The 22,155-nt window shown below is 72.1% G+C and carries 23 protein-coding genes; 12 read left to right on the forward strand and 11 right to left on the reverse strand.

The window, feature by feature from the left end:
- The first annotated feature begins 518 nt into the window (after positions 1 to 518).
- The 3 genes from ABD120_RS24470 to ABD120_RS24480 all read left to right on the forward strand — a co-directional run bounded on the left by ABD120_RS24470 (position 519) and on the right by ABD120_RS24480 (position 3,530).
- Positions 519 to 1,316: a tetratricopeptide repeat protein gene (locus ABD120_RS24470; RefSeq protein ID WP_343952367.1), complete on the forward strand. Its 798-nt coding sequence runs from the start codon at positions 519 to 521 to the stop codon at positions 1,314 to 1,316.
- A gap of 83 nt (positions 1,317 to 1,399) precedes the next feature.
- Positions 1,400 to 2,992: an outer membrane protein assembly factor BamB family protein gene (locus tag ABD120_RS24475; protein WP_343952368.1), complete on the forward strand. Its 1,593-nt coding sequence runs from the start codon at positions 1,400 to 1,402 to the stop codon at positions 2,990 to 2,992.
- 184 nt (positions 2,993 to 3,176) lie between these two features.
- Positions 3,177 to 3,530, forward strand: a complete 354-nt coding sequence (locus tag ABD120_RS24480; protein WP_343952369.1) for a VOC family protein — start codon at positions 3,177 to 3,179, stop codon at positions 3,528 to 3,530.
- Positions 3,531 to 3,585: 55 nt separating this feature from the next.
- On the opposite strand, the gene ABD120_RS24485 is transcribed toward ABD120_RS24480, so the two are convergent.
- A complete protein-coding gene (locus ABD120_RS24485; RefSeq protein WP_343952371.1) occupies positions 3,586 to 4,965 on the reverse strand; it encodes an MFS transporter in 1,380 nt (459 codons plus the stop codon).
- Between ABD120_RS24485 and ABD120_RS24490 the strand changes: the two genes are divergently transcribed.
- Positions 4,958 to 5,449 (forward strand): TetR/AcrR family transcriptional regulator C-terminal domain-containing protein, encoded by a 492-nt coding sequence (locus ABD120_RS24490; RefSeq protein ID WP_343952372.1) that lies wholly within the window; start codon positions 4,958 to 4,960, stop codon positions 5,447 to 5,449. The two genes, ABD120_RS24485 and ABD120_RS24490, sit on opposite strands and share 8 nt — an antisense overlap.
- A gap of 135 nt (positions 5,450 to 5,584) precedes the next feature.
- The gene (locus ABD120_RS24495) at positions 5,585 to 8,770 is read left to right on the forward strand and encodes a S8 family serine peptidase (protein ID WP_343952373.1); all 3,186 of its coding nucleotides are present in this window, start codon (positions 5,585 to 5,587) and stop codon (positions 8,768 to 8,770) included.
- Between the two features lie 94 nt (positions 8,771 to 8,864).
- On the opposite strand, the gene ABD120_RS24500 is transcribed toward ABD120_RS24495, so the two are convergent.
- The 4 genes from ABD120_RS24500 to ABD120_RS24515 all read right to left on the reverse strand — a co-directional run bounded on the left by ABD120_RS24500 (position 8,865) and on the right by ABD120_RS24515 (position 11,991).
- Positions 8,865 to 9,071, reverse strand: coding sequence for a cold-shock protein (locus tag ABD120_RS24500; RefSeq protein ID WP_139637865.1), 207 nt, complete (start codon positions 9,069 to 9,071; stop codon positions 8,865 to 8,867).
- Between the two features lie 274 nt (positions 9,072 to 9,345).
- The gene (locus tag ABD120_RS24505) at positions 9,346 to 9,828 is read right to left on the reverse strand and encodes a GerMN domain-containing protein (RefSeq protein WP_343952374.1); all 483 of its coding nucleotides are present in this window, start codon (positions 9,826 to 9,828) and stop codon (positions 9,346 to 9,348) included.
- A complete protein-coding gene (locus ABD120_RS24510; protein WP_343952375.1) occupies positions 9,825 to 11,309 on the reverse strand; it encodes an ATP-binding protein in 1,485 nt (494 codons plus the stop codon). Before ABD120_RS24510 ends, ABD120_RS24505 begins: the two co-directional genes overlap by 4 nt.
- 7 nt (positions 11,310 to 11,316) lie before the next feature.
- On the reverse strand, positions 11,317 to 11,991 hold the full coding sequence (locus ABD120_RS24515; RefSeq protein WP_343952376.1) for a response regulator: 675 nt from the start codon (positions 11,989 to 11,991) through the stop codon (positions 11,317 to 11,319).
- Positions 11,992 to 12,167: 176 nt separating this feature from the next.
- On the opposite strand from ABD120_RS24515, the gene vanY-N reads away from it, so the two are divergent.
- On the forward strand, positions 12,168 to 12,728 hold the full coding sequence (vanY-N, locus tag ABD120_RS24520) for a D,D-peptidase/D,D-carboxypeptidase VanY-N (protein WP_343952377.1): 561 nt from the start codon (positions 12,168 to 12,170) through the stop codon (positions 12,726 to 12,728).
- A gap of 8 nt (positions 12,729 to 12,736) precedes the next feature.
- Here the strand turns inward: vanY-N and ABD120_RS24525 are convergent, their stop codons facing one another.
- Positions 12,737 to 13,006, reverse strand: a complete 270-nt coding sequence (locus ABD120_RS24525) for a helix-turn-helix domain-containing protein (protein WP_343952378.1) — start codon at positions 13,004 to 13,006, stop codon at positions 12,737 to 12,739.
- 88 nt (positions 13,007 to 13,094) lie between these two features.
- Between ABD120_RS24525 and map the strand changes: the two genes are divergently transcribed.
- Positions 13,095 to 13,919, forward strand: coding sequence for a type I methionyl aminopeptidase (gene map / locus ABD120_RS24530; protein ID WP_343952379.1), 825 nt, complete (start codon positions 13,095 to 13,097; stop codon positions 13,917 to 13,919).
- A gap of 33 nt (positions 13,920 to 13,952) precedes the next feature.
- Here the strand turns inward: map and ABD120_RS24535 are convergent, their stop codons facing one another.
- From ABD120_RS24535 to ABD120_RS24555, 5 genes are all read right to left on the reverse strand, one after another.
- A complete protein-coding gene (locus ABD120_RS24535; protein WP_343952380.1) occupies positions 13,953 to 14,390 on the reverse strand; it encodes an ester cyclase in 438 nt (145 codons plus the stop codon).
- A 50-nt stretch (positions 14,391 to 14,440) separates the two neighbouring features.
- On the reverse strand, positions 14,441 to 14,812 hold the full coding sequence (locus tag ABD120_RS24540) for a DoxX family protein (RefSeq protein WP_343952381.1): 372 nt from the start codon (positions 14,810 to 14,812) through the stop codon (positions 14,441 to 14,443).
- A 100-nt stretch (positions 14,813 to 14,912) separates the two neighbouring features.
- Entirely contained in the window at positions 14,913 to 16,058 is a 1,146-nt protein-coding gene (locus ABD120_RS24545; protein WP_343952382.1) for an RNA polymerase sigma factor, read from the reverse strand.
- A 14-nt stretch (positions 16,059 to 16,072) separates the two neighbouring features.
- A complete protein-coding gene (locus ABD120_RS24550; protein ID WP_343952383.1) occupies positions 16,073 to 16,411 on the reverse strand; it encodes a YciI family protein in 339 nt (112 codons plus the stop codon).
- 93 nt (positions 16,412 to 16,504) lie between these two features.
- The gene (locus tag ABD120_RS24555) at positions 16,505 to 18,016 is read right to left on the reverse strand and encodes a PucR family transcriptional regulator (RefSeq protein WP_343952384.1); all 1,512 of its coding nucleotides are present in this window, start codon (positions 18,014 to 18,016) and stop codon (positions 16,505 to 16,507) included.
- Between the two features lie 131 nt (positions 18,017 to 18,147).
- Here ABD120_RS24555 and ABD120_RS24560 point away from each other — a divergent pair, with 131 nt between their 5' ends.
- Genes ABD120_RS24560 through ABD120_RS24580 form a run of 5 tightly spaced genes read left to right on the forward strand, consistent with a single transcriptional unit; the run spans position 18,148 to position 22,132 of the window.
- Positions 18,148 to 18,705 (forward strand): nitroreductase family protein, encoded by a 558-nt coding sequence (locus ABD120_RS24560; protein ID WP_343952385.1) that lies wholly within the window; start codon positions 18,148 to 18,150, stop codon positions 18,703 to 18,705.
- On the forward strand, positions 18,702 to 19,010 hold the full coding sequence (locus ABD120_RS24565) for a DUF6092 family protein (protein ID WP_343952386.1): 309 nt from the start codon (positions 18,702 to 18,704) through the stop codon (positions 19,008 to 19,010). Before ABD120_RS24560 ends, ABD120_RS24565 begins: the two co-directional genes overlap by 4 nt.
- 5 nt (positions 19,011 to 19,015) lie before the next feature.
- Positions 19,016 to 19,498, forward strand: a complete 483-nt coding sequence (locus tag ABD120_RS24570) for a RidA family protein (RefSeq protein ID WP_343952387.1) — start codon at positions 19,016 to 19,018, stop codon at positions 19,496 to 19,498.
- 19 nt (positions 19,499 to 19,517) lie between these two features.
- Entirely contained in the window at positions 19,518 to 20,591 is a 1,074-nt protein-coding gene (locus tag ABD120_RS24575; RefSeq protein WP_343952388.1) for an S-methyl thiohydantoin desulfurase family protein, read from the forward strand.
- Positions 20,588 to 22,132 (forward strand): hydantoinase/oxoprolinase family protein, encoded by a 1,545-nt coding sequence (locus ABD120_RS24580; protein WP_343952389.1) that lies wholly within the window; start codon positions 20,588 to 20,590, stop codon positions 22,130 to 22,132. The genes ABD120_RS24575 and ABD120_RS24580 overlap by 4 nt, the downstream gene beginning before the upstream one ends.
- Positions 22,133 to 22,155: the final 23 nt, after the last annotated feature.

Here is a 22,155-nt window from a genome sequence, read left to right on the forward strand (position 1 = left end):
GGCACGCGCCCCGCCGTCCCCGGCTCGCGGCCTCCAGCGCCGCCGCTCGGTCTGACACCGGGCCCGCCGTGACGACTCCGCTGTGAGCCGTCCGACGGGCCCGCGCCGGCCGCCGCACCCTCGGCGCCGAACCGCGCCGCACGACACCTCGTCGTGCGGCGCCTTTCGTCTCGCCGTAGCGAGCCGACGTCCCCTGAATCCGGGCCGCAGCGCCGCCTTTTCGTGGTCGAGTCGCCGGCGGTCGTGGGCTCTGCTTCGTCCGTGCGTCGTCGCGGCGGTGGGTGAGCCGGGGGAGGAGCGTGATCGGGGGCCGGGTGGGGCGGCGGCGGGTGGCGGTGGATGGGCTGTGCCGTGAAACGGAAGTGACCACCTGCGCCGTGAAACGGAAGTGACCACAGAGAGAGGAGCCAACCGGAGGGGCAGCGAAAGCGCCCGGACGGCGACGAACGGGGGCGAGTTGCGAGACGTCCGGGTCACGAGTCGTTAGGCTCATGGCGATCACTGCCGAAGGAGCCTCCTTGACACCCCCTGACGTCGACACCCCCCTGCTGGAACAGGCCCGGCGCCTGGCCGAGAACGGTGACCTGGACGGCGCGGCGGGCATCCTGTCCGGCCTCGCCCGCGATCCCGACGGCCCCGACCGCGCCCAGGCCGCCGTCGGGCTGGCCGTGGTCCTGGAGCAGCGCGGCGACGCCGACGCTGCCAGAGCCGCCGCCAGGGTCGCGCTGGAGAGCGGGCACCCCGAGTACGCCGCGCAGGCCGCCTGCCACCTGGCGCAGGGGTTCGAACGCGAAGGCCGTCTCGACCAGGCCAGAGGCGCCTGGCAGGCCGTCATCGGGGTCGGCAACGCCGCCTACGCCCCCCTCGCCCATCTGGCCCTCGCCCGGCTGGCCGCCCACGACGGCGATCTCGACCGCGCCGAGAGCGAACTGCGTTCGGCGATCGCCGTGGGGGAGCCCGAGCTCGGGGCGCACGCCGCCCAGCAACTCGCCGAACTCCTGCTGGAGCGCGGCGAGCCGGGGGAGGCCGCCGACGTGCTGCTGGCCGCGCTGGCCGAGGCGCCCGCGTCGGCGACGCCGCGCCTGCGGGTGCAACTCGGCATCGCGCACCTGGAGCTCGCCTGCGCCGAGTTCGCCGGTGCCGTCGAGGACGGCGCCGAGCCCGAGACGTCCGCGCTGGCGATCGAGTTGCTGGCCCGCACGCTGCCGCTACGGGGCCGCACCGACGACGCCGAGCAGGTCTGGTCGTACGGCCTCGGCCACGCCGACCCGGTCCTCGCCGCCGAGGTGACCTTGAGGTTCAACCGCGACACCTGACCCTGACGCCGGGTGCGGACCCGGGGCGGAGCGGCGGCAGAATGGGCGGATCCCTTTCACACATCTGCCCGAAGAGGTCCCGCATGTCCCACCCGCCCCTGCCACCGCAAGGCCACCGGCCCCCGGACCCGCATCACCGGCCCCACGGCATGCACGGCCCACCCGGCAACCATCCAGGCTCACCGCCGGGCTACCCCGGTCCGCCCGGCGATCCCGGGCGACCACCAGGACGCCGGCGAACGGCGCTCATCCTGGCCGCGGCGGCCTTCGCCGTCGTCCTGGTGGTCGGTCTGGGCACGGTGCTCCACCTCAACGGGTCCTTCCGCGGCGGCGACCAGGAGACCCGCCAGGCCGCACAGAAGACCTCCGCCTCCCCTTCCTCCTCGACGACGGCCCCCACCTCCGCCCCTCCCTTCGCCAAGAGTGAGGCGGAGCCGCCCGCCAGGGCGAACGTCGCGGCCCGCGAGCTGTTCCGGGTGCCGCAACCTGTGAAGAACGGCGACGATTCCATCGCCTCCGACGGCTCCTGGGCCACCGACTCCCTGTACATCTCCGGTGGCGAGGGCGACGTACGCGCCTACCACGCCACCACCGGGAAGAAGGCGTGGACGGTGGACCTGACCGGCACCATCTGCGAAGCCTCCCCCGGCATCACCACCGAGGGCCTCATCGCCGTCCTGTCGACGAAGAAGCCGGGAAAGAACGCCCACTGCACCCAGCTCACCGTCATCGACGTCGACGAGGGCCGCAAGCTCTGGACCGCCACCACTCCGGGAGAGCACCAGAGCAGGGGGTGGGGCACCAGCGTCGCCGTCACCGACGCCCTCGTCGCGGTCGGCTGGGAGCACAGAGCGGTCGTCTACCAGGCCGGCACCGGCAGGCAGCTGACGGTGGCCGAAGCCGGCTGCGACAACAGGACCTTCGCCGGACAGGAGCGGATGCTCTCGGTGGCCGTCTGCGGGAAAGAGGTCGTGCTGCACGACCACAGCCCGGAGACCGGCAAACCCACGCAGACGATCACGCTGCCCCCACAGGTCACCAACGCGCGGATCGTCTCCACCGACCCGCTCGTCCTCGCGACGATGACCAAGCTGCCGTTCCTGGACGCCGAGAAGTACATGACCATGAAGGTCGACCAGCTCATGGTCCTGACCCGTGAGGGCCGCGTCCAGGCCACCGTGGACGTCGCCACCGGCTACGAGATCGGCTGCGACGAGCGTGACACGGTCTGCGACCAGGCCGTCGTGACCGACGACACCGTCTACACCGTGACCGCCGTCGAGAGCCTGACCCGCGCCAACCGGGTCGTCGCCTTCGACCTCGTCACCGGCAGGCGGAAGTGGTCGGCCGTGTCGGACACGGGTACCGACCGCAAGGCGACCAAGCACCGGCTGGTTCCCATCCGCGCCGAGAACGACGCCCTGCTGGCGTACCTGACCTCGACCTTCCGGGCGAAGAGCGAGGTCGTCCGCTTCGGCCCGGACGGCCGGCGGGAGACGCTGCTGCGGATGCCGGACACCCGGGAGATCAACGACACCCAGGTCAACATGGCCTCCTCCAGCGGGGTCCGGGAGACGCCGCGCTTCGTCAACGGACGCCTGTACCTGCACATGCGCAGGTCCTTCTGGTGGCATCTGACCGATCCGGTGATGACGCTCGCCTTCGGCCCCCGCTAGCGGAGCCGCCGCCGGTCACGATCCGGTGAGTTCTCGCCCTCGCGCGGTGAGGGCCGAGATCTGGCGTAGAGTCTCCACCGATCGCGGAGCGGTTCAACGGCCCCTCCCCGGCCGGTGGGCAGGACGCACCGGGGCGGGCGCCGTCGGTACCGCCGACACGTCGGCCACGCGGGTGGAGGAAGACATGGCGCTGGACCTCTTTGCCGGTATCCCCGTCACTGACTACGCGGCGGCGCTGCCGTGGTACGAGCAGGTGTTCGGCGGGAAGCCCGCATTCCTGCCGAACGACATCGAGGCAGTGTGGGAGGTGGCGGAGCACCGTTACGTCTACATCGTGCAGCGGCCGGAGCGGGCGGGGAACGCCCTGGTGCTGTTGTTCGTCGACGACCTGGACGCCCGGGTCGCCGAGATCGCCCGGCGGGGCGTCGAGCCTGCCGAGCGGGAGGCGTACGACGGCGGCGTGACCAAGGTGACCTACCGGGACGCCGAGGGCAACGAGATCAGCTTCGGCGGCGTGGGGGCGGTCACCGTCCCGTGATCGCCTGCCCCGGACGGCCGGCACCCGGTCGCCGAACCGTCCCAGACGACGGGGGCTATGCCGGCTGCCCGCCTGCCACGGGCCGTGGGAGGTCGCGTCCTCTGATGAGGGTCAGAACCAGGGCGAAGGTGAGGACGGCCAGGCCCGCCGAGCTGAGGAGCACGGCCGATGCGCCGGCGGCGACGGCGTCGCCCAGCAGGTCTGCGACGGCGGCCCGGGCGTCGGCGGGAACGGCGTCGAGGACGCGCTGGAGGTCGCCGTCGGCGGCGAGAACGGCCTCGAGCGCGGCGGCGGGCAGATGCGGAGCGTCGGCGACGACATCGGCGATCCGGCCCGTGTAGACGGCGCCCAGCAGGGCGGTGCCGATGCCGGCTCCGATCGAGGCCAGGCTGGTGATCGTCCCGGCGACCATACCGGCCTGCCGCTTGTCGGTGACGTTCATGGCGACGGCCATGACCGGGGCGCCGGCGATGCCGCCGCCGATGCCCCAGACCAGCAGGGGGACGGCCAGCAGCCACGGCGAGACGGTCGGGGTGAAGGCCAGCGCCAGCGCGGTGGCACCGGCCGCCTTGCAGGCGTAGCCGCCGGCGATGACGTGTCCGGGGGCGAACCGGCTCAGGAGTTTGCCGCCGATCATGCCCGCTGCCATCTGGGCGACGAAGACGGGTGTCAGCAGCAGGCCGCTCTGGGTGGGGGACAGGTGCAGGGAGCCCTGGAAGTACTGCACGAAGTAGACCGTGCCGCCGACGGTCAGCACGCGGGAGACGAAGACCGCCAGGGCGGCGCCGGTGAAGGCGGGCCTGCGGAACAGGACGAGGTCCAGGGTGGGTGTGCCGACCCGGGACTGGAGCCGGAGAAAGGCGGCGAACAGGGCGGCTGCGATCGTGAACTGCGTCAGTGTCGTCGCCGATCCCCAGCCCTGGTCCTCGCCCCGCAGCAGTGCCAGGTCGGCCGGGGTGAGTGAGGCGATCAGCAGTGCGGCGCCCGCCCAGTCGATCCGGACGCGTCCTGCGGGGGCGTCGGCGGGGAGGACCCGCAGGCAGATCGCGAAGGCCACGACGCCGATCGGCACGTTGATCAGGAAGATCGCGCGCCAGCCGAGCGTGTCGACGAGGGCGCCGCCCAGCAGGGGAGCGATCAGCCCCGCCGCGGTCGCCGCGCTGCCCCAGGTGGAGATGGCCATGTTGCGGCGTTCGCCGTCCAGGTGCCGGGAGAGCAGGGGGAGCGCGTTGACCATCAGGACGGCGCCGCCGATGCCCTGCACCGCGCGGGCGAGGTCGAGGAATGTGGTGTTCGGCGCCGCGCCGCAGGCGATCGACGCGGCGGTGAACAGGGCGAGGCCGAGCAGGTACATGCGGCGTCGGCCGATGCGGTCGGACAGACTTCCCACGACCTGGGTCAGCGCACCCATGGTGATCAGGTAGCTGATGATCACCCACTGGATGCCGGCGCCCCACCCGGATCCCGGCCACTGGGAACGGGGCATCCGGGAGTACTGCGCCGCCCTGCGCGCGATCTACCGGCGCTACCCGCGCGCGCTGCTGGTGTCGCTGGACGAACGACTCGGTGATCAGGCGATCCACCGGGACCGCCTGATCCACACCGACGCCGTTCTGGGCATGCTCCGCGCCGTCGGGCTGGGCGTCGCCGAGGCGCAGATCGTGCACCGCGATCTGACGCTGCGTGTCTTCGGGTTCGTGCTGCTCGTGGACTACCGCCACGACCGGGGCGAGCCGGTCATGGAGCACACGCCCGTCCCGCCGCCCTGGTTGCGGGCACACCCCGATGTGGCCGTTCCGCACCTGCGCGAAGCGGCGGCCGCCGCTCCCCTGATGACCGTGGACGAGGCGTTCGAGCAGGTCGTGCACGGATTGATCGTCACCGTGCGCGATCTGATGGCCACCACACGGAACCCGTAGCGCCGGGGGCGATGAGGAGGCGGCCTGCGGACATCGCAAGATCTTTTCTGGTCCGTCGGCCAACCTGACGCGGGTCGCAGGCGTTTGGAAGGTCGTAATGAGCGCTTCCGGCGATGCGGAGAAGGAGCAGACGGAGTGCGAAGGACCGAGAAGGCAGCGGGAATGTCCCTGCTGCTCGCGGTGTCGATGACCGCGTTACCCGCCCACGCGCAGAGCGAGACGCAGAGCGCGACGCGGGCCGATGCCCGGAGTGTCACCCTGATCACCGGCGACCGGGTGATCCTCACCGAGGCCGGCCCGATGATCACGCCGGGCGAAGGCCGGGAGAAGGTCGATTTCCACACCTACGACCGGGGCGGGCGGCTGCGGGTCGTGCCGGGCGACGCGATCGAGCCCATACGGCAGGGACGGCTGGACCCGCGCCTGTTCGACGTGAGCGCCCTGATCGAGTTCGGCTACGACGACCGGCGTCCGAACCTGCCGCTCATCGTGACCGGCGCGTCCGCGCCCCGCTCGCTGCGCGGAGCCTCGGGGCACCGGTCCCTCGGGGCGGTCGACGGCTTCGCCGTACGGCAGGACAGGGCGCAGGCCGTGCGCTTCTGGCAGGACCTCGGGGGTCTGGTGGGTCGAAGGGGCGTCGGGGGCCTCGGGAGCAGGGTCTGGCTCGACGCCCGGGTCAAGCTCTCCCTCGACACCAGCGTCAAGCAGATCGGCGCACCGGCGGCCTGGGCGAGGGGCCTCACCGGCGCGGGGGTCAAGGTGGCGGTGCTCGACACCGGCATCGACGCCGCACATCCCGACCTGGCGGGGAAGGTCGTGGCACGGGCGGATTTCACCGAGACGCCCGACGAGCGGGACGTCGAAGGGCACGGCACACATGTGGCCGCCACCATCGCGGGCGGCGGCGACAGGTACAGGGGAGTGGCGCCGGGGGCCGAACTCCTGGACGGCAAGGTGTGCGAGAGCGGCGGCTGCTCCTACTCGGCGTTGCTGGCCGGGATGCAGTGGGCCGTCGACCAGGGCGCACGCGTCGTCAACCTGAGCCTCGGCGGGTGGGACGAGCCCGGTCTCGACCCGCTGGAGGAGGCCGTCCAGCACCTGACCGAGAGCCACGGCACGCTGTTCGTGGCCGCTGCGGGCAACACCGGCGTGGACCGCACGGTCAGCTCTCCCGCCAGCGCGGACGCGGCCCTGGCCGTGGGCGCCGTGGACCGGACGGATCGGCTCGCGGACTTCTCCAGCAGAGGCCCGCGCGTGGGTGACTCCGGCCTGAAACCGGACATCACCGCGCCCGGAGTGGAGATCACCGCCGCACGCGGCAAGGACAGCCCCGGCAGCGGCTCACATGTCGCCATGTCGGGGACGTCGATGGCCACGCCGCATGTCGCAGGCACGGCCGCGCTGCTCGCTGGAGCGAACGCCACGTGGAAGGCCGGCGACCTGAAGGCCGCGCTGATGGGTTCGGCCCGGCCGGACGCCCGATCCGGGGTGTTCGCGCAAGGAGCCGGACGGCTCGACGCCGACCGCGCCACCGCCCAGGCGGTGACCGTGGATCCGCCGAGCCTGGGGTTCGGTCTCCAGCAGTGGCCCCACGACGACGACCGGATTCTCACGAAGAAGCTGACCTACCGCAACCACGGGGACGCGCCGGTGACGCTCGACCTCAGCGCTCCGGCGGGGCGGACGTTCGCGGTGACGCCGTCCACCCTGACCGTGCCCGCAGGAGGGCGGGCGGAGGCCACGGTGACGGCGGACACCCGTACCGGCGAACCCGACGGCCTGCACGGCGGTTTCGTCACGGCGACGGGCGCCGGCGGCGTCCAGGTGAGCACTCCGGCGGCGGTGGAGAAGGAGATCGAGAGCTACGACCTGACCGTGAACCAGACCGACCGGTCGGGAGCGCCGACCACCAGGTACCAGATGGTGATCTGGCGCCTGGACGAGACGGACCCGTCGCCGCAGGTCTTCTGGCCGACGGAGAGTTCGATGACCTTCCGCCTGCCCAGGGGCGAGTATCTGCTCGACACCACCATCATCAGCGACGACGGTGTCGCGCTTCTGGTCCAGCCCCGGCTGCGGCTGGACAGGACGCAGACCCTCGAAGCCGATGCCCGGCTCGGCAAGCCGACGCTGATCCGCGCGCCCCGCCCCGACGCGGTGCTGAAGCAGGCCAGCGTCGCCTACACCTTCACCACTCCCGACAGGGCACACACCAGAGGCTGGTACCCCTGGGACCTGAGCAGGGCCTTCACCGCCCAGCTCGGACCGGACCAGGACCACGAGGACATGATCACCAGGGTCTCCGGACACTTCCAGGCCGGGAAGGACAGCTTCCGGCTGGCCTGGTTCGAGCGCGAGCGTATGATCACCGGCTTCGACCGGGCGGCCGATCCCGACGACCTCGCGGAGGTACGTCTCGACATCGCGCGGCACCTGCCCGGCGCGCGCGTGTTCGCCGGTCGCCAGGCGTGGCCGAGCGAGGGCGCAGTCCTCACCCACCAGTCCTTCAACGAGGTCGCCACCCCCTCGACCCTGACCGAGTACGTCAACACCGGAGACGACATCAGGTGGCAGAGCACCGTCGGCGAGATCGGGGCCGACGGACGGGTCACCACGTTCGTCTCGGGTGCCTCGCGATTCGAGCCGGGCAGCCTCACCACGGAACGGTGGAACCGCGGCGTCTTCGGGCCCGCGCTTCCGACGGAGGGGCTGCCCTACGAAAGCGTCAGCCGTGCCGGGGACACCATGACGGTCGCGGCATGGATGTTCGGCGACGGTCAGGGCGCCATCGGGAACTCCAGCCGGGCCACCGAGCACCTCGCCCTCTACCGTGACGGCGACCTCGTCGGGGAGAGCGAACGGCTGCAGGACCGCTTCACCGTGCCGCCCGGCCGAGCCACCTACCGGCTGGTCGCGCGGGCCGAGCGGGGCGCGCCCCACGTGCTGTCCACCCAGAGCTCGGTGGCCTGGACGTTCCGGTCGGGGACCACGAAGTCGCCCACCCGGATGCCGGTGTCCGTGGTCCGGTTCTCTCCCGGCCTCGACGCGGAGAACACCGCACCGGCCGGGCGCCGCTTCGCCGTACCCGTCGCCGTCGACCGGCTCGCGGGCAGTACGGCGGGGCGGCCGCGTGAGCTGACGGTGGAGGTCTCCTACGACGACGGTGCCACCTGGTCCAGGGCGAAGGTCGCCGGATCCCGGGTGATCCTGGACCACCCGCAGCGGGACGGGTTCGTGTCGTTGCGCGCCGCCTCGACCGACGTCCACGGCAACAAGGTGGAGCAGAGCGTGATCCGCGCCTACCGGATCGCCATGAGGTAGCCCGTCGCCCCGGGCCCGTACGGTGACCGCACCCTGAGATCGAAAAACCGGGTCCGCGCTGTGGGCGCGGACCCGGTTTCGTGAGGTGCCTGGGTCAGGCGGCGACGATGTTCTCCGCCTGCGGGCCCTTCTGGCCCTGCACGACGTCGAAGGACACCTTCTGGCCCTCGGTCAGCTCACGGTAGCCGCCGTTGGCGACGATGTTCGAGTAGTGGGCGAAGACGTCGGCGCCGCCGCCGTCCTGCGCGATGAAGCCGAAGCCCTTTTCCGAGTTGAACCACTTGACGGTGCCGGTGGCCATGTCGATCTCCTTCAGACAGTGTCGGAACTTGAGAGTTCACACCCTGTGAACCTCGTGCCGCCGCGATGAGCCCACCCGGAAAAAGCCGGACAAAAAGAAATGCGCCCGAAGATCCACTCCATCAGGCGCACATAAAATCTTTATGGGTACCATTACTGCAACGCCTGCCAGGCTAGCACGGGTTTCCGGTTACTTCGCTCACGGGAACCGTGTCTGTGTCGCGCGGACGCCGAAGACGGGGGTCCGGGCGCCGCGTGTGCACGTCGTGGCAGGCTCAGCGGGTGCGGCGGCAGATCCGAGGGTCGACGCCCTTCCCGGCGGCACCGGCGACGACGACCCGGTCGGCCTCCTCCAGCGACGCGGCGGCGGCCGTGCACGCGATCTGCCTGACGGCCAGGGGCGACAGTTCGCCCGCCGGAGCGGACAGGTTCACCACCAACCGGCCGGCGGGCCCGGTGGTCACCGAGAAGGGCCCGGCCTCGGGCGGGACCTCCGTCGTGAATCCGTCCCCGCGTTCCATCGTGGTGGGTCCGGCCGCCAGCAGCGCGAGGACGTCCGCCCGGAACTGCGGGCGACCGCCGGTCGGTCGGGTCACCGCGCCGAGCCGGCCGTCCTTCACCAGATAGAGGGTGATCATCCCCGCCGGTGCGACGCGGCCGCTCGGCGGATCGCCGCCCGAGATGACGACGCTGGGCCGTATGCCGCACCCGGCGACGAGCGATATGAGGCCCACCGCGAGGGCGCTGCGGATCCTCACTCGGGGCCTCCGTCAGGCTCGGGTGCCCGGCGGGGCAGGCGAAGCGTGAACACGGCGCCGCCGTCGGCGACGTTGGCGACGGTGAGGTCGCCTCGATGCAGGCGCGCGTTCTCCCGCGCGATGGCGAGCCCGAGGCCGCTGCCCTCGGACCTGGCCCTGGCGGCGCTGGCCTTGTAGAACCGGTCGAACACGTGCGGCAGCACCGCCTCGTGCAACCCGGGTCCGTGGTCGCGGACCTCCAGGGTGATCCAGTGCGGGTCGGCGGCGAGCCGTACCGACACCGGGGGCTCGCCGTGCCGCAGGGCGTTGCCGACCAGGTTCGCGAGGACGACGTCCACCCGGCGGGGGTCCAGCCGTGCCGTCACCTCGGGCGGAAGCTCCGTGTGCACCCTGTCCGACCAGCCCCGGGTACGCAGGGTCGCGTGCACCAGCTCGGCCACGTCTATCTCGTTCAGCGCGAGGGCGGCGACACCGGAGTCGAACCTGCTGATCTCGATGAGGTCGTTCACCAGGCCGGTCAGGTTGAGCGTTTCCTGGCTGACCAGCGTGGCGGCCCTGCCGGCGGGCTCGGGCAACCCGGCGGCCTCCTCTTCGAGGATGTCGGCGACCGCGGTGAGCGCGGCCAGCGGGGTGCGCAACTCGTGGGACACGTCGGCGACGAACCGGCGGGCGTCGGCCTCCATCTCGCGCAGTTGCCGGACGTGCCGTTCCAGCTCCGCGGCGGTGTCGTTGAACGTGCGCGCCACGTCGGCCAGTTCGTCGGAGCCCCGTACCGAGACCCTGGCCCGCAGCTCGCCCTCGCCCAGCAGGCGTGCCGCCCTGCCGAGCTCACGCACCGGGCGCAGCACGCCACGGGTGGCCAGCAGCGCCAGGACGACCGCGAACACCAGGCTCGCCCCGCCGGTCAGCCAGGCGAATCCGGCCAGAGCGTCGACGCTCCGCTGTTCGGGACGCAGACTGCGGGCGAGGTAGACCTCGATGCCGGAGATCCGTGTCGGCAGGTCCCGTTCGTCGATCAGCAACGGTGTGCCGATGATCAGGAAGGGCGCGTCCTGCCACACCACGCGTTGCCACACGAGATCACCGGCCGCCACCCTGCGCCGCAACTCCGGCGGAACCATCCCGAGCTCCAGGGCCGGGGTGTTCCCGCCCGGCCCCCCGGGCCCCGGTGGCGGACCCGGCGCCGGGCCCACCTGCGCGTACGCCCGGCGGTAGCGAACGACCACGGAGCTGTTCCCGTCGGCCACGGCGCGCGCGATCCGGTCGAGCTCTTCCTGGTCCGGCTCCGCACTCCGCAACGGGAAGATCGCCTGCAGGCGGTTGGTCATCGTCTGGGCGGCGGCATCCTGCGCCCGCTCCAGGATGGCCCTGCGGGCCTGGACATAGCTCCCGCCGGCCACCGCCGACGCGGTGACGACGCACAGCAGGGCGAAGGCGAACAGCAGCCGGGCGCGCAGTCCCAGGCTCGGCCGGGAGGTCACCGGCGGCTCACACCGGCCCGAACCGGTAGCCGAACCCACGCACCGTCTGCACGTAGACGGGCGCCGCCGAGTCGTCCTCGATCTTCGCGCGCAACCGCTGCACGCAGGCGTCCACGAGACGCGAGTCACCGAAGTAGCCGTGCTCCCACACCGACTCCAGCAGTTGCTGGCGGCTGTGCACCCGGCCCGGCGTGCCGGACAGTTCGAGCAGCAGGCGCAACTCGGTCGGGGCGAGGCCGACCACCACGCCACGGCTGGTGACCACCAGGCCGGCCCGATCGATGGTCAGCTCACCGTGCCGCTCCAGCTCCGCCCGGTCCCGGCCGATCCGCCGGAGCACCGCGCGGATGCGCGCCTCCAGTACCCTGGGCTGCACCGGCTTGACCACGTAGTCGTCGGCGCCCGCCTCCAGCCCGGCCACCACGTCGATGTCGTCGCCGCGCGCGGTCAGCATGATGATCGGCACCTGCCCGACGGCCCGCATGCGGCGGCAGACCTCGAAGCCGTCCATGCCGGGCAACATCAGATCGAGCACGACGACGTCGGGCAGGTCCATCCGCAGCCGGTCCAGCCCCTGTTCGCCGGACCCCACCGCGCCCACCCGGTACCCGTGCCGGGTCAGGGCCAGTTCGAGGCCCTCCCGTACGGCAGGGTCGTCCTCGATCAACAACACTCGCGACATGCCGCCGAGTTTCACAGCAGGCCCCCGTAGCTCGTCGCCGGTCAACCCCTCCACTGTCGGTCGGCGGTGTCCGCGTCTCATTCGCACCGTGTCATGGTCGTGTCACGGTCGCGCCGTCGAGAAACGGTGACATCCGACGCACGACGCACGCACATTCGGCGCCAATCGTAGTCGGCATGACCGAACCAGGCACCCTCCCTCCTCGGCCCCGTGACCGGTTGTACGCCGCCGCCACCTTGGCGCTCGCCGTGCTTCTGCTGCCGGTGGCGCTCGCCCGCCGTCCGGGGCGGGCCCGGGAACTGGCCTGCGGCTGGGCGTTGCGAATGCGCTTCCCCGCCGAGGACCTCACCGGGCTCACCGACGGCACCCTGGCGGCGTTCACGGCGGCGCGCACCGAGGCGCTCTGGCGTCACGGCCAGCTCATCGGCCTCACCTCGGGGTATCGCGACCCCCATGTGCAGCAACGGATGTTCGACGAGGAGGTGCGCCGCACCGGCTCCCCGGCCTCGGCCCGCACGCTGGTGCTGCCACCGGCGGAATCCAACCACGTCAAGGGCGTCGCGCTGGACGTACGTCCGCATGAGGGCGCCCGCTGGCTGGAGGAGCACGGCGCCCGCCACGACCTCTACCGCATCTACGACAACGAGTGGTGGCACTTCGAGTACCGCCCGGACCGGGGCGGCAGGCCGCCACGACGGCGACCGCACCCCGGCGTGGTCTACCTGAGGTCGCGCTGAGGCGACGGCTACGAGGCGGCTTCCAGCGGCAGCTCGGCGCCGCGCCAGGTGGCGGCCAGCTCCTGAACCGGTATGCCGAGCGCCTCGCCCAGGCCGACGATCGTGCCGAATCCGGGGGACGGCAGCCGTCCGGTCTCGATCTTGCGGAGGGTCTCCGGCGAGATTCCGGCCGCGTGGGCGACCTCCGCCGGGTCGCGTCCGGCTCGGGCGTGACGCAGCAGGGCGCCGAGACGCCTGCCGGCTTCGATCTGCTCGGGTGTGAGCGGTTGGCGCACCATGCCCTCAGCATAGAGTTGGTATTACTATACCGGCAAGTGCTACGGTCTCGGTATTACTATACCGAGCACCCCGAGACATGAGGCCCCCGTGATCGAGCTGAAGACACCCGCCGAGATCCAACGCATGCACACCACCGGCCGATTCGTCGCCGAGGTCCTCTCCGAGCTCGGCCGCCTCGCCGACGTGGGTGTCAACCTCCTCGACCTCGAACACCACGCACGCGACCTGATCGGCGCCCGGGGCGCGAAATCCTGCTACTGGGACTACGCGCCGTCCTTCGGGCGCGGCCCGTTCCGCAACGTCGTCTGCCTGTCGGTGAACGACGCCGTCCTGCACGGCCTGCCCCACGACTACACCCTGCGGGACGGCGACGTCCTCACCGCCGACCTCGCGGTCAGCATCGACGGCTGGGCCGCGGACTCCGCACGCACCCTCGTCGTCGGAACCGCCGCCGAAGAGGACCTGCGCGTCATCCGCGCCACCGAGGAAGCCCTGGAGGCGGCGATCGAGGCGGCACGCCCGGGCAACCGCCTGGGCGACATCTCCGCAGCCGTCTGGACGGTGGCCCGCGACCACGGTTACCCCGTCAACACCGAGTACGGCGGACACGGCATCGGCCGCACCATGCACGAGAGCCCCCACGTACCGAACAAGGGCAGGCCCGGACGCGGCCTCACGCTCCGGCCGGGCCTGACCCTCGCCCTCGAACCCTGGTTCGCCCGCACGACCGACCGGATCGTCCACGACGCCGACGGCTGGACCATCCGGTCGGCGGACGGCTCGCGGACGGCCCACTCCGAGCACACGGTGGCCGTCACCGAGGACGGCCCCCTGGTCCTGACCCGGCGCGAAGACGAGAACCCGGCGTCACGGGCCGATCCCACCGGCCGCCTGTCCGCGAGCGACGCCTGACGGCCGTAGCCCGCGCGACAGGGGCCGCGCGGGCTACGGTGCAGGGAACTTCCCGAGCTGCCGCATCACCGAGAGCCCGTCGACGACCGCCCAGGTCTCGATGATCCGCCCGTCGGCGAAGCGGACGGTCAGGACCTCCTTGTACGTGACGGACCTGCCGGTCGGCCCGATGCCCAGGTACTCGCCCCGATGGGTTCCGGTGACCGTGTTCCTGGTGACCACCTTGTCCCCCTCGGCGATCATGTCGTCGATGTGCACGTCGAGGTCGGGAAAGGCCCGATGCAGCGCCACCAGCACCTCCTTCATCGCCTGTGTCCCCTTCGTGACGATGGGCAGAGGCGTGTGGATCAGCAGCTCCGGGTGGACGACCTCGTCGATCGTCCTGGCGACGATCTCCGCGTCGCCACTGCTGACGGCGTCGTGGAAGCGCCGGAGCACCGCCTTGTTGGCCATGGTCTCGATAGTGGTCATGTGGTCGCTCCTCAGATCGGGATGTCGAGACGGACGTACGGGTACCGGGGTCACCAGCCGTAGGGGCCGAACCGTCCCCAGACGACGAACGCGCAGAGCGCGAGCAGAACGGCGGTGAACAGCAGCCCGGAGGGCTCCTTCCTGCGAAGGTGCAGGGCCATGGCCAGGATCATCATGATCGCCAGCCCGGTCGCGGCGATCGGCGTCAGGACGGGTGCGATCCCGGTGACGGCCGGCGCGAGCAGCCCGATCGCGCCCAGCACTTCCGCGACGCCCATGGATCGCAGGGCCGTCCTGGAGAACGATCGCGCCCACGGGTACCTGTCTGCCTGCTTGTCCTTGGGCTGGAGAAGTTTCCCCAGGCCGGACATGGCGAACAGGGCGGCGAGGATCGTCTGCACGATCCACAAGGTCACGTTCACGGTGGCGTCTCACCCGCTGTCGTGGTCCGGGGCGGAAGGCCGGGAGGGTTGTCGCTCATGTCCAGGCGACGAACGAGCGCCCGCCGAGGGGACACCCGGCTCAGAACTGTCGGAGGCGCCGGGTCAGGAACCGCCGCTCGGAGGTCGAGACGGCCAGTTCGAGAGCGCGCCGGTAGGCCGTACGGGCCTCGGCGTCGCGGCCCAGCCGCCGCAGCAACTCTCCGCGCGTCGAGTGGAAGTACAGGTAGCCGTCCAGGTCGAGGTCGTCCACGGCGCGCAACGCCGAGACGGGATCGCCGGCCTGGGCGATCGCCACGGCCCGGTTGAGCTCGACGATCGCCGAGCCGGTCAGCTCGGCCAGCCGCCGGTACAACTCGGCGACCTGCGGCCAGTCGATCCGCTCACGCGCCTGGAGGGAGGCGATGGCGGCCTGCACGACGTACGCGCCGCGCCCGCCCAGCGCCATCGCCCGATCCAGCGCCGCCCGCCCCGCCGCGAGCTGCCGCAGGTCCCACAACGACCGATCCTGATCGTCGAGCAGGACGAGGTCGTCACCGGAGAACCGCGCCCGCCGCCGCGCGTGGTGGATCGACATCAGCGCCAGCAGCCCGTGCGCCTCGGGTTCCCGAGGCATCAGCCCGGCCAGCACCTGTCCCAGCCGGATGGCCTCGGCACCGAGGTCGACCCGGCCGCTGTAGCCCTCGTTGTAGATCAGGTAGACGACGGCCAGCACCGCGTCGAGCCGTTCGGGCAGCAACCGCGCGCCCGGGACCGCGAACGGGATCCCGGTCGCGGTGATCTTGGTCTTCGCGCGGGTCAGCCGTCGTTTCATGGTCTCCTCCGAGACCACGAACGCTCGGGCGATCTCCGCGGTCGTGAGGCCGCCGAGGGCCCGCAGCGTGAGTGCGACCTGGCCCTCCAACGGCAGCGCCGGATGACAGCAGGTGAAGATCAGCTCAAGCCGCTCGTCCTTGATCGGGGTGTCGTCGAACTCGTCCACGATGGCCTCCGGCGCCCGCAGCAGATGGATCTTCCGGGCCAGGGAGCGCTCCCGCCGGATCCGGTCGATCGCCCGGTTCCGGGCCGTCGTCACCAGCCACGCGCCCGGAGCGTCCGGCACACCTGAAACCGGCCAGCGCTCGGCCGCGAGGGCGAACGCCTCCTGCGCCGCCTCCTCCGCCCGCTCGAAGTCACCGAGGAACCCGACCAACGAGGCCAGCACCCGGCCCCACTGGTCGCGGAACACCTCCTCCAGGACGCTCAGAGCCGCACCACCGGCCTGACCTCCACGGTGCCGCCGAACCGCAGGGCCGGGACGCGCGCCGCCAGTTCGAGCGCTTCGTCCAGATCGGCGGCCTCGATCAGGCAGAAGCCGCCCAGCACCTCTTTGGTGTCGGCGAACGGGCCGTCGGTCATCAGCGTCCGGCCGCCCGACAGCCGCACGCAGGTCGCCGTCTCCGCCGACTGCAACTGCGCGGCGCCGACGTGGCGCTCGTCGTCGGCCATCGCGAAGTAGTCGGCGTAGGCCGCCTCGCGCTCCTCCTCCGAAGACGTCTCCAGATAGCCGGGCGCGGCGTAGATCAGCAGCGCGTACTGCATCGCAACCTCCAGGGCGGTGGGCTCTCACCGGTACGACGAACGAGGGGCCGCCCAGGGGACACCCTCGCCGATCCGATCTTCGCCGCCGGAGGGTCAGTGCCTGCGCGGCGAGGGCTGGGCGGCCACCCGGCAGGCCAGTTGCAGCAGCAGGCGGTGCTCGGCGTTGTCGCCGTCCACGTCGAGCAGGTCGAGCAGGCGCTGCACCCGGTTGGCGACCGTGTTGCGGTGCACGCGGAGTGCGGCCGCCGCCTCACGGGGCGAGCCCGGGTGGTCGAAGAACGCCTGAAGGGTACGGAGGGCCTCGTCCCTGCGCCGGGGGCCCAGTTCGTCGAGCGGGGCCAGGAGCCGGTCGACCACGACGCGGGAGCTGTTCATGGCGTACCACTGCAGCAGGACGCGGCGGAAGCCGAGGTCTCGGAAGGCGAGCGGGCGGTCCTGGTGGCGGGCGGTGCGTGCGGCCGCGCTGCCGGCGCGGGCCTCGGTGGCGGAGGTCTGCAGCCCTTCGAGGCCCTGGTAGGACCCGCCGACGCCGCAGTACAGCCGCAGGCCGGTGAACTGCTCCTTGAGCCGGGCCAGGACGGCGGACGCCGTCCTGGCGACGGCCTTCGGCTGGGCGGCGGTGGGCTCGGCGTGCTCGGTCCGCACCAGCGTGAGGGCGCTGCCCGCGTCCGCCCGCTGCCAGCCGGCGCCGTCGTTCAGCGCCGACTGCAGCGCCAGCCGCCGGGCCTCGACCGTGAGCTCGTGCCGGGCGGTCTCGCCGCCGGTGAGGCCGTCGAGATTGTCCAGTTCGATGTGGATCACGGTGTGCCAGCCGTCGACGACGAAGCCCGCGCGCCGCGTCCTGGCGAGGAGGGGTCCGGCGTCCTCGGGCGCGCTGAGCAGCAGCTCGGCGAGCAGCGCCGCCCGCGACGCGGCCGGCCCCTCAGAGGTACGGCGGGCCCGCTCGATCGCGTGCCCGGCGAGCGAGGCGGCCCGGTGCAGCACCAGGCGGACGACCGTGTCGGAGGCGTCCCCGGCCGGTGCGCAGTGCAGCCGCGCCGGTACCGTTCCGGACACCGTGACGGGTACGCCGTCGCCGTCGGGGCCCGGCGCGACGGAGACGGCCCGGCCGAGCTCGCGGCCGGCGAGCGCGGCCAGTTCGCCGATCGGGTCGGGTCCGGGTTCCGCACGGTCGAGGGCCGCCAGCGCGGTCGCCGCCCGGGGGATCACGCGCATCGGCCCGAGGGCGATCTCCTGTTCGATCGCGATCACCAGTCGCGCGAGGTCGGTGCCCCGGGCCACGGCCAGCAGCGACAGCCCGTACCGTTCGGTCAGCCTGCTGACCGTCAGCGGCAGGGGCCGGTCGAGGGGCAGCCCGACGAGGGCGAGCGCGGCCACGTTCGCGCCGGCGGCGAAGCGTACGGCGACGTCGAGCAGGTCGGGGTTGATCTCGTCGGAGGACCTCCCGGTGCAGACCCCGACCTGACCGTGCCCCGCGTGCGGGACGGCCCGGATGTCCTCGATGAGGGTGACCCCGCCGATCTTCCGGGCGTGGCCGGCGTCGCACAGCACGGTGACGACCCGGCCGATGTCGGGGCGGAGCAGGATTTCGCTGACCACCGTCATCCGTCGCACGGTAGCCCCGATGTGCGGTCACCACAAGACTCGGAGTCAAGATGTGCGATCGCACATATCCGTGATGGCGGGTCTGACTTAGTGTCGTGCTCAACCGTCCCCGCCCCCCAGGGAGCGCACACATGATCGATGCCAAACCGCTCGACGTCGCGGACGGCATGCGCCGCCGCCGCATGCACCGGATCTTCGCCGACCGCCCGGTGCCCCGCGAGGTCCTGGGCAGGATGGCGTGGGCGGCGGCCCGCGCCCAGCAGGCGCGCTCGGGCGTACGCCACGTGGTCGTCGCCGACGATCCGGTGCTCATGGCCGCCGCGCGGCAGGTGCTGCCCGGCTTCCTCAACAACGCCCCGGCCATGCTCGCCCTCTGCACCGACCTCACCCAAGCCGACGCCTCAGGCGGCCCGCGCCTGGTCGAGCACGTCAGCCGCCTGGACTCCGGCGCCGCCTGCGCCCATCTCGCGCTCATGGCACAGACCCTGGACCTGGGTGTCTGTACCGTCACCAGCTGGGCGGACGAGGCGGTCCGCGCCCTGTTCGGCCTGCCCGAGCACATCCGCCCCGACGTGACGGTGGCCGTCGGCTACATCGACGCGCAGACCGCCGCTCCCGCGGTCAGGGGATTCACCTCGGGGCTGCACCACAACGCCTTCGGCGCGCCCTTCGCGGACGGTACGCGGTGAACGCGGCCGACGAACGGCTCGGCCGCGCCCTCCACGAGACCGTCACCGTGCTGGTCTGCAGCGCGCCGCTCGCCTTCGACGAGACCAGGCTGCTGGCGGCCTACCGCATGCTCGACGCGGCCGACCGGCTCATGCGGATCATGGCCGACGACGACGATGACTTCCTCCGGCGGGCGCAGGCCGACTTCGCCGCCCACCGGGGCCTGGCCATGACGGACCAGGCGGCTTTCACCGCGTGGCTGTCGCGGTACGTGAGCGAGTTCGCCGCGCAGGCGCTCCGCCGTACCCGCGCGGAAGGGGTGTGAACGGCATGGGCGTCGAAGCGCGCATCAGGGAACTCGGCCTCGTCCTGCCCGCGCCGCTCGTCCCGCCGGACGGGCTGCGGCTGCCCTTCCCGTCCGTGCGGGTGCGGGGAAACCGCGGCTACCTGTCCGGACACGGGCCGTTGCTGCCCGACTGGTCCGTGGACGGGCCTGCCGGGCGGGTCGGCGCCGAGGTGAGCGTGGAAGAGGGCTACGCGGCGGCCCGGGCGACCGGGCTGCACATGCTCACCAGCCTGCGCGCGGCCCTCGGCGACCTCGACCGGGTCACCGCCTGGCTGCGCGTGTTCGGCATGGTCAACGCGGCGCCCGGCTTCACCCGCATGCCCGCGGTCGTCAACGGCTTCTCCGACCTGATCCACGAGCTGTGGCCGCAGGAGAGCGCTGCGCACGCGCGCTCGGCCGTCGGGGTCGCCTCGCTCCCGTTCGGCATCCCCGTGGAGATCGAGGCCGAAGTGGAGATCGACGGATGAACCATCAGGAGGTGGATTCGTGAACAGCATCACTCTCGACGACGTCGAGGACCTCGCGCTCGGCGCGGTCGTCCTGGGCACCGGCGGAGGCGGTGATCCCTACATCGCGAAGATCATGCTGCGCGAGGCCATCGCCAAGCACGGCCCGATCGAGATCGTCGACGCCACCGACCTCGACCCGGACGGCCTGCTCCTGCCGATCTGCATGGTCGGGGCGCCCACGGTGGTCGTGGAGAAGTTCCCGAACGGCAACGAGGCCGCGCGCGTGCTCAGAGCCTTGGAAAGCCATCTCGGCCGCACCGGGGTGGCGGTGCTACCACTGGAGAACGGCGGCCTGAACTCGCTGTTCCCGCTCGTGGTCGCCGCCGAACTGGGGCTGCCGTGCGTGGACGCCGACGCGATCAGGCGGGCCTTCCCGCAGATCGAGATGAGCCTGTTCACCCTCGCCGGGCTGTCGTCCACCCCGATGACCATGGCCGATTCCATGGGCAACTACGTCTTCTTCGACTCCGTCGACAACGCCACGGGGGAGAAGCTGGCGCGCGCGTGCGTGGCGCAGATGGGCATGCTCGCCGTGGTGAGCGCCTACGCCGTCACCGCCGGCGAATGCGCGCGATTCGGCGCGAACGGCTCGCTGACCTACTGCCTGGAGATCGGCCGCCGGATCCGCGCGATCCAGGAGGGCAGGCCGGGGGCCTACGCCGAGTTCCTCCGCTTCTGCGAGGCGGAGATCCTGTTCACCGGCAAGGTCGCCGACATCGAACGCCGAACCACCGGCGGCTGGGCGCGCGGCACGATCACGCTGATCCACCTCGACGACCCGCGCCGGGCCATGCGGGTGGAGGTGCAGAACGAGAACCTGATCGCCTTCGAGGACGGCGAGCCGAAGGCGATGGTCCCCGACCTCATCACCCTGCTCGACACCGAGACCGGCACCGCCATGACCACCGAGTCCGTCGCCTACGGCCAGCGCCTGCACGTGATCGCGATGCCGGCGTTGCCGCAGTGGCACACGCCGGAAGGGCTCGCGCTGGCCGGGCCGCGCGCGTTCGGCTACGACCTCGACTTCACGCCCATCGGAGGGTCCCGATGACGACTGTCCGCATCGGCATCGACGTCGGCGGCACCAACACCGACGTCGTGGCCGTCGACTCCGGCGGGAACGTCGTGACCTGGCACAAGACCCCCACCACCGCGACGCTCTTCGACGGCATCGGGACCGGCCTCGCGGCCGTGCTCGCGAGGGTGCGTCCCGCCGACGTCAGCCACGTGATGCTCGGCACCACGCACCCGGTCAACGCGCTCATCGCCAGAAGCAACCTGGCCCGGGTCGGCGTGCTGCGCATCGGCGCCCCCGCCACGCTGTCGATCTCACCGCTGGCCGACTGGCCCCGCGACCTGGCCGACCTGGTCTGCGCGTACAGCGCGATCGTGCGCGGCGGCCACGAGTTCGACGGCAGCGAGATGGGCCCCCTCGACGAGGACGCCGTCCGCGCCTTCGCCAAAGCCTGCGGCGCCACGGTCGACGTCATCGCACTGACCGGCGTGCACTCCCCGGCCAACCCCGCGCACGAGATCCGCGCCGGGCAGATCCTCGCCGAGGAACTGGGCCAGGGCTTCCCCATCACCCTGGGACACCAGATCGGCGGGCTGGGGCTGCTCGAACGCGAGAACTCCGCGACGCTCAACGCGGCTCTGCGTTTCGTCGGCGCCGAGGTGGTGGCCGGGCTCGAACAGGCGCTGTCCGCCCACGACCTGCGGGCCGAGATCTACATGACGCAGAACGACGGCACGCTGCTGAGCGCGGCGGAAGCGGCCCGCCGGCCGGTCATGACGATCGGCTCCGGCCCGACGAACTCCATGCGCGGCGCGGCCCACCTGTCCGGGCTGACGGACGCGATCATCATGGACGTCGGCGGCACCTCCACCGACGTCGGCATGCTGGTGGGCGGCTTCCCGCGCGAGTCGGCACTGCCCGTCGAGATCGGCGGGGTGCGCACGAACTACCGCATGCCCGACCTCATCTCCGTCGGGCTGGGCGGCGGAACCGTGGTCCGCGCGGACGAGCGCCTGCGGATCGGGCCGGACAGCGTCGCCCACCGCCTGACCGAGCGGGCCCGCGTCTTCGGCGGGGACACTCTCACCCTCACCGACGTGTCGGTCCTGGCCGGACGCCTGACGGCAGGCGAGCCCGGCCGCGCCGCCGACGTGCCCCGCTCGCTCGCCGAACAGGTTGTGGCCTGGGTCGACGACCAGATCGGCGCGCTGGCCGACCGGATCAAGGTGGCCCGCTCCGACCTGCCCCTGGTCGCCGTCGGCGGTGGCGCGCACCTGATCCCGGACGAGATCCCCGGTGTCAGCGCCGTGCACCGCCACGAGTACGCCTCGGTCGCCAACGCCATCGGCGCCGCCATCGCCGAGGCGTCCGGGACGCTCGACCGGACCTTCCAGTTCTCCGTCGGCGGACGCGAAGCCTGTCTTGAGACCGCCAAGCGGGCCGCCGTCGACGCCGCCGTACGGGCCGGAGCCGATCCCGCCGGTGTCCGCATCACCTCCGTCACCGAGATCCCCCTCTCCTACCTGCCGGGCGACAGCGTCCGCGTCCAGGTCAAGGCCACCGGCCCGCTGACCTGACCCCTGCGCTGAGGGGTGGCCCG

It is taken from the genome of Nonomuraea longicatena (genome assembly GCF_039525605.1).
Lineage (GTDB): Bacteria > Actinomycetota > Actinomycetes > Streptosporangiales > Streptosporangiaceae > Nonomuraea > Nonomuraea longicatena.

Coding starts and splice junctions, on each gene's coding strand:
- ABD120_RS24490 (WP_343952372.1), top strand. CDS start 4,958: ATGATCACCCACTGGATGCCGGCGCCCCACCCGGATCCCGGCCACTGG.
- ABD120_RS24535 (WP_343952380.1), bottom strand. CDS start 14,390: ATGACCACTATCGAGACCATGGCCAACAAGGCGGTGCTCCGGCGCTTC.
- ABD120_RS24480 (WP_343952369.1), top strand. CDS start 3,177: ATGGCGCTGGACCTCTTTGCCGGTATCCCCGTCACTGACTACGCGGCG.
- ABD120_RS24500 (WP_139637865.1), bottom strand. CDS start 9,071: ATGGCCACCGGCACCGTCAAGTGGTTCAACTCGGAAAAGGGCTTCGGC.
- ABD120_RS24525 (WP_343952378.1), bottom strand. CDS start 13,006: ATGGTGCGCCAACCGCTCACACCCGAGCAGATCGAAGCCGGCAGGCGT.
- ABD120_RS24515 (WP_343952376.1), bottom strand. CDS start 11,991: ATGTCGCGAGTGTTGTTGATCGAGGACGACCCTGCCGTACGGGAGGGC.
- vanY-N (WP_343952377.1), top strand. CDS start 12,168: ATGACCGAACCAGGCACCCTCCCTCCTCGGCCCCGTGACCGGTTGTAC.
- ABD120_RS24555 (WP_343952384.1), bottom strand. CDS start 18,016: ATGACGGTGGTCAGCGAAATCCTGCTCCGCCCCGACATCGGCCGGGTC.
- ABD120_RS24475 (WP_343952368.1), top strand. CDS start 1,400: ATGTCCCACCCGCCCCTGCCACCGCAAGGCCACCGGCCCCCGGACCCG.
- ABD120_RS24580 (WP_343952389.1), top strand. CDS start 20,588: ATGACGACTGTCCGCATCGGCATCGACGTCGGCGGCACCAACACCGAC.
- ABD120_RS24570 (WP_343952387.1), top strand. CDS start 19,016: ATGGGCGTCGAAGCGCGCATCAGGGAACTCGGCCTCGTCCTGCCCGCG.
- ABD120_RS24550 (WP_343952383.1), bottom strand. CDS start 16,411: ATGCAGTACGCGCTGCTGATCTACGCCGCGCCCGGCTATCTGGAGACG.
- ABD120_RS24560 (WP_343952385.1), top strand. CDS start 18,148: ATGATCGATGCCAAACCGCTCGACGTCGCGGACGGCATGCGCCGCCGC.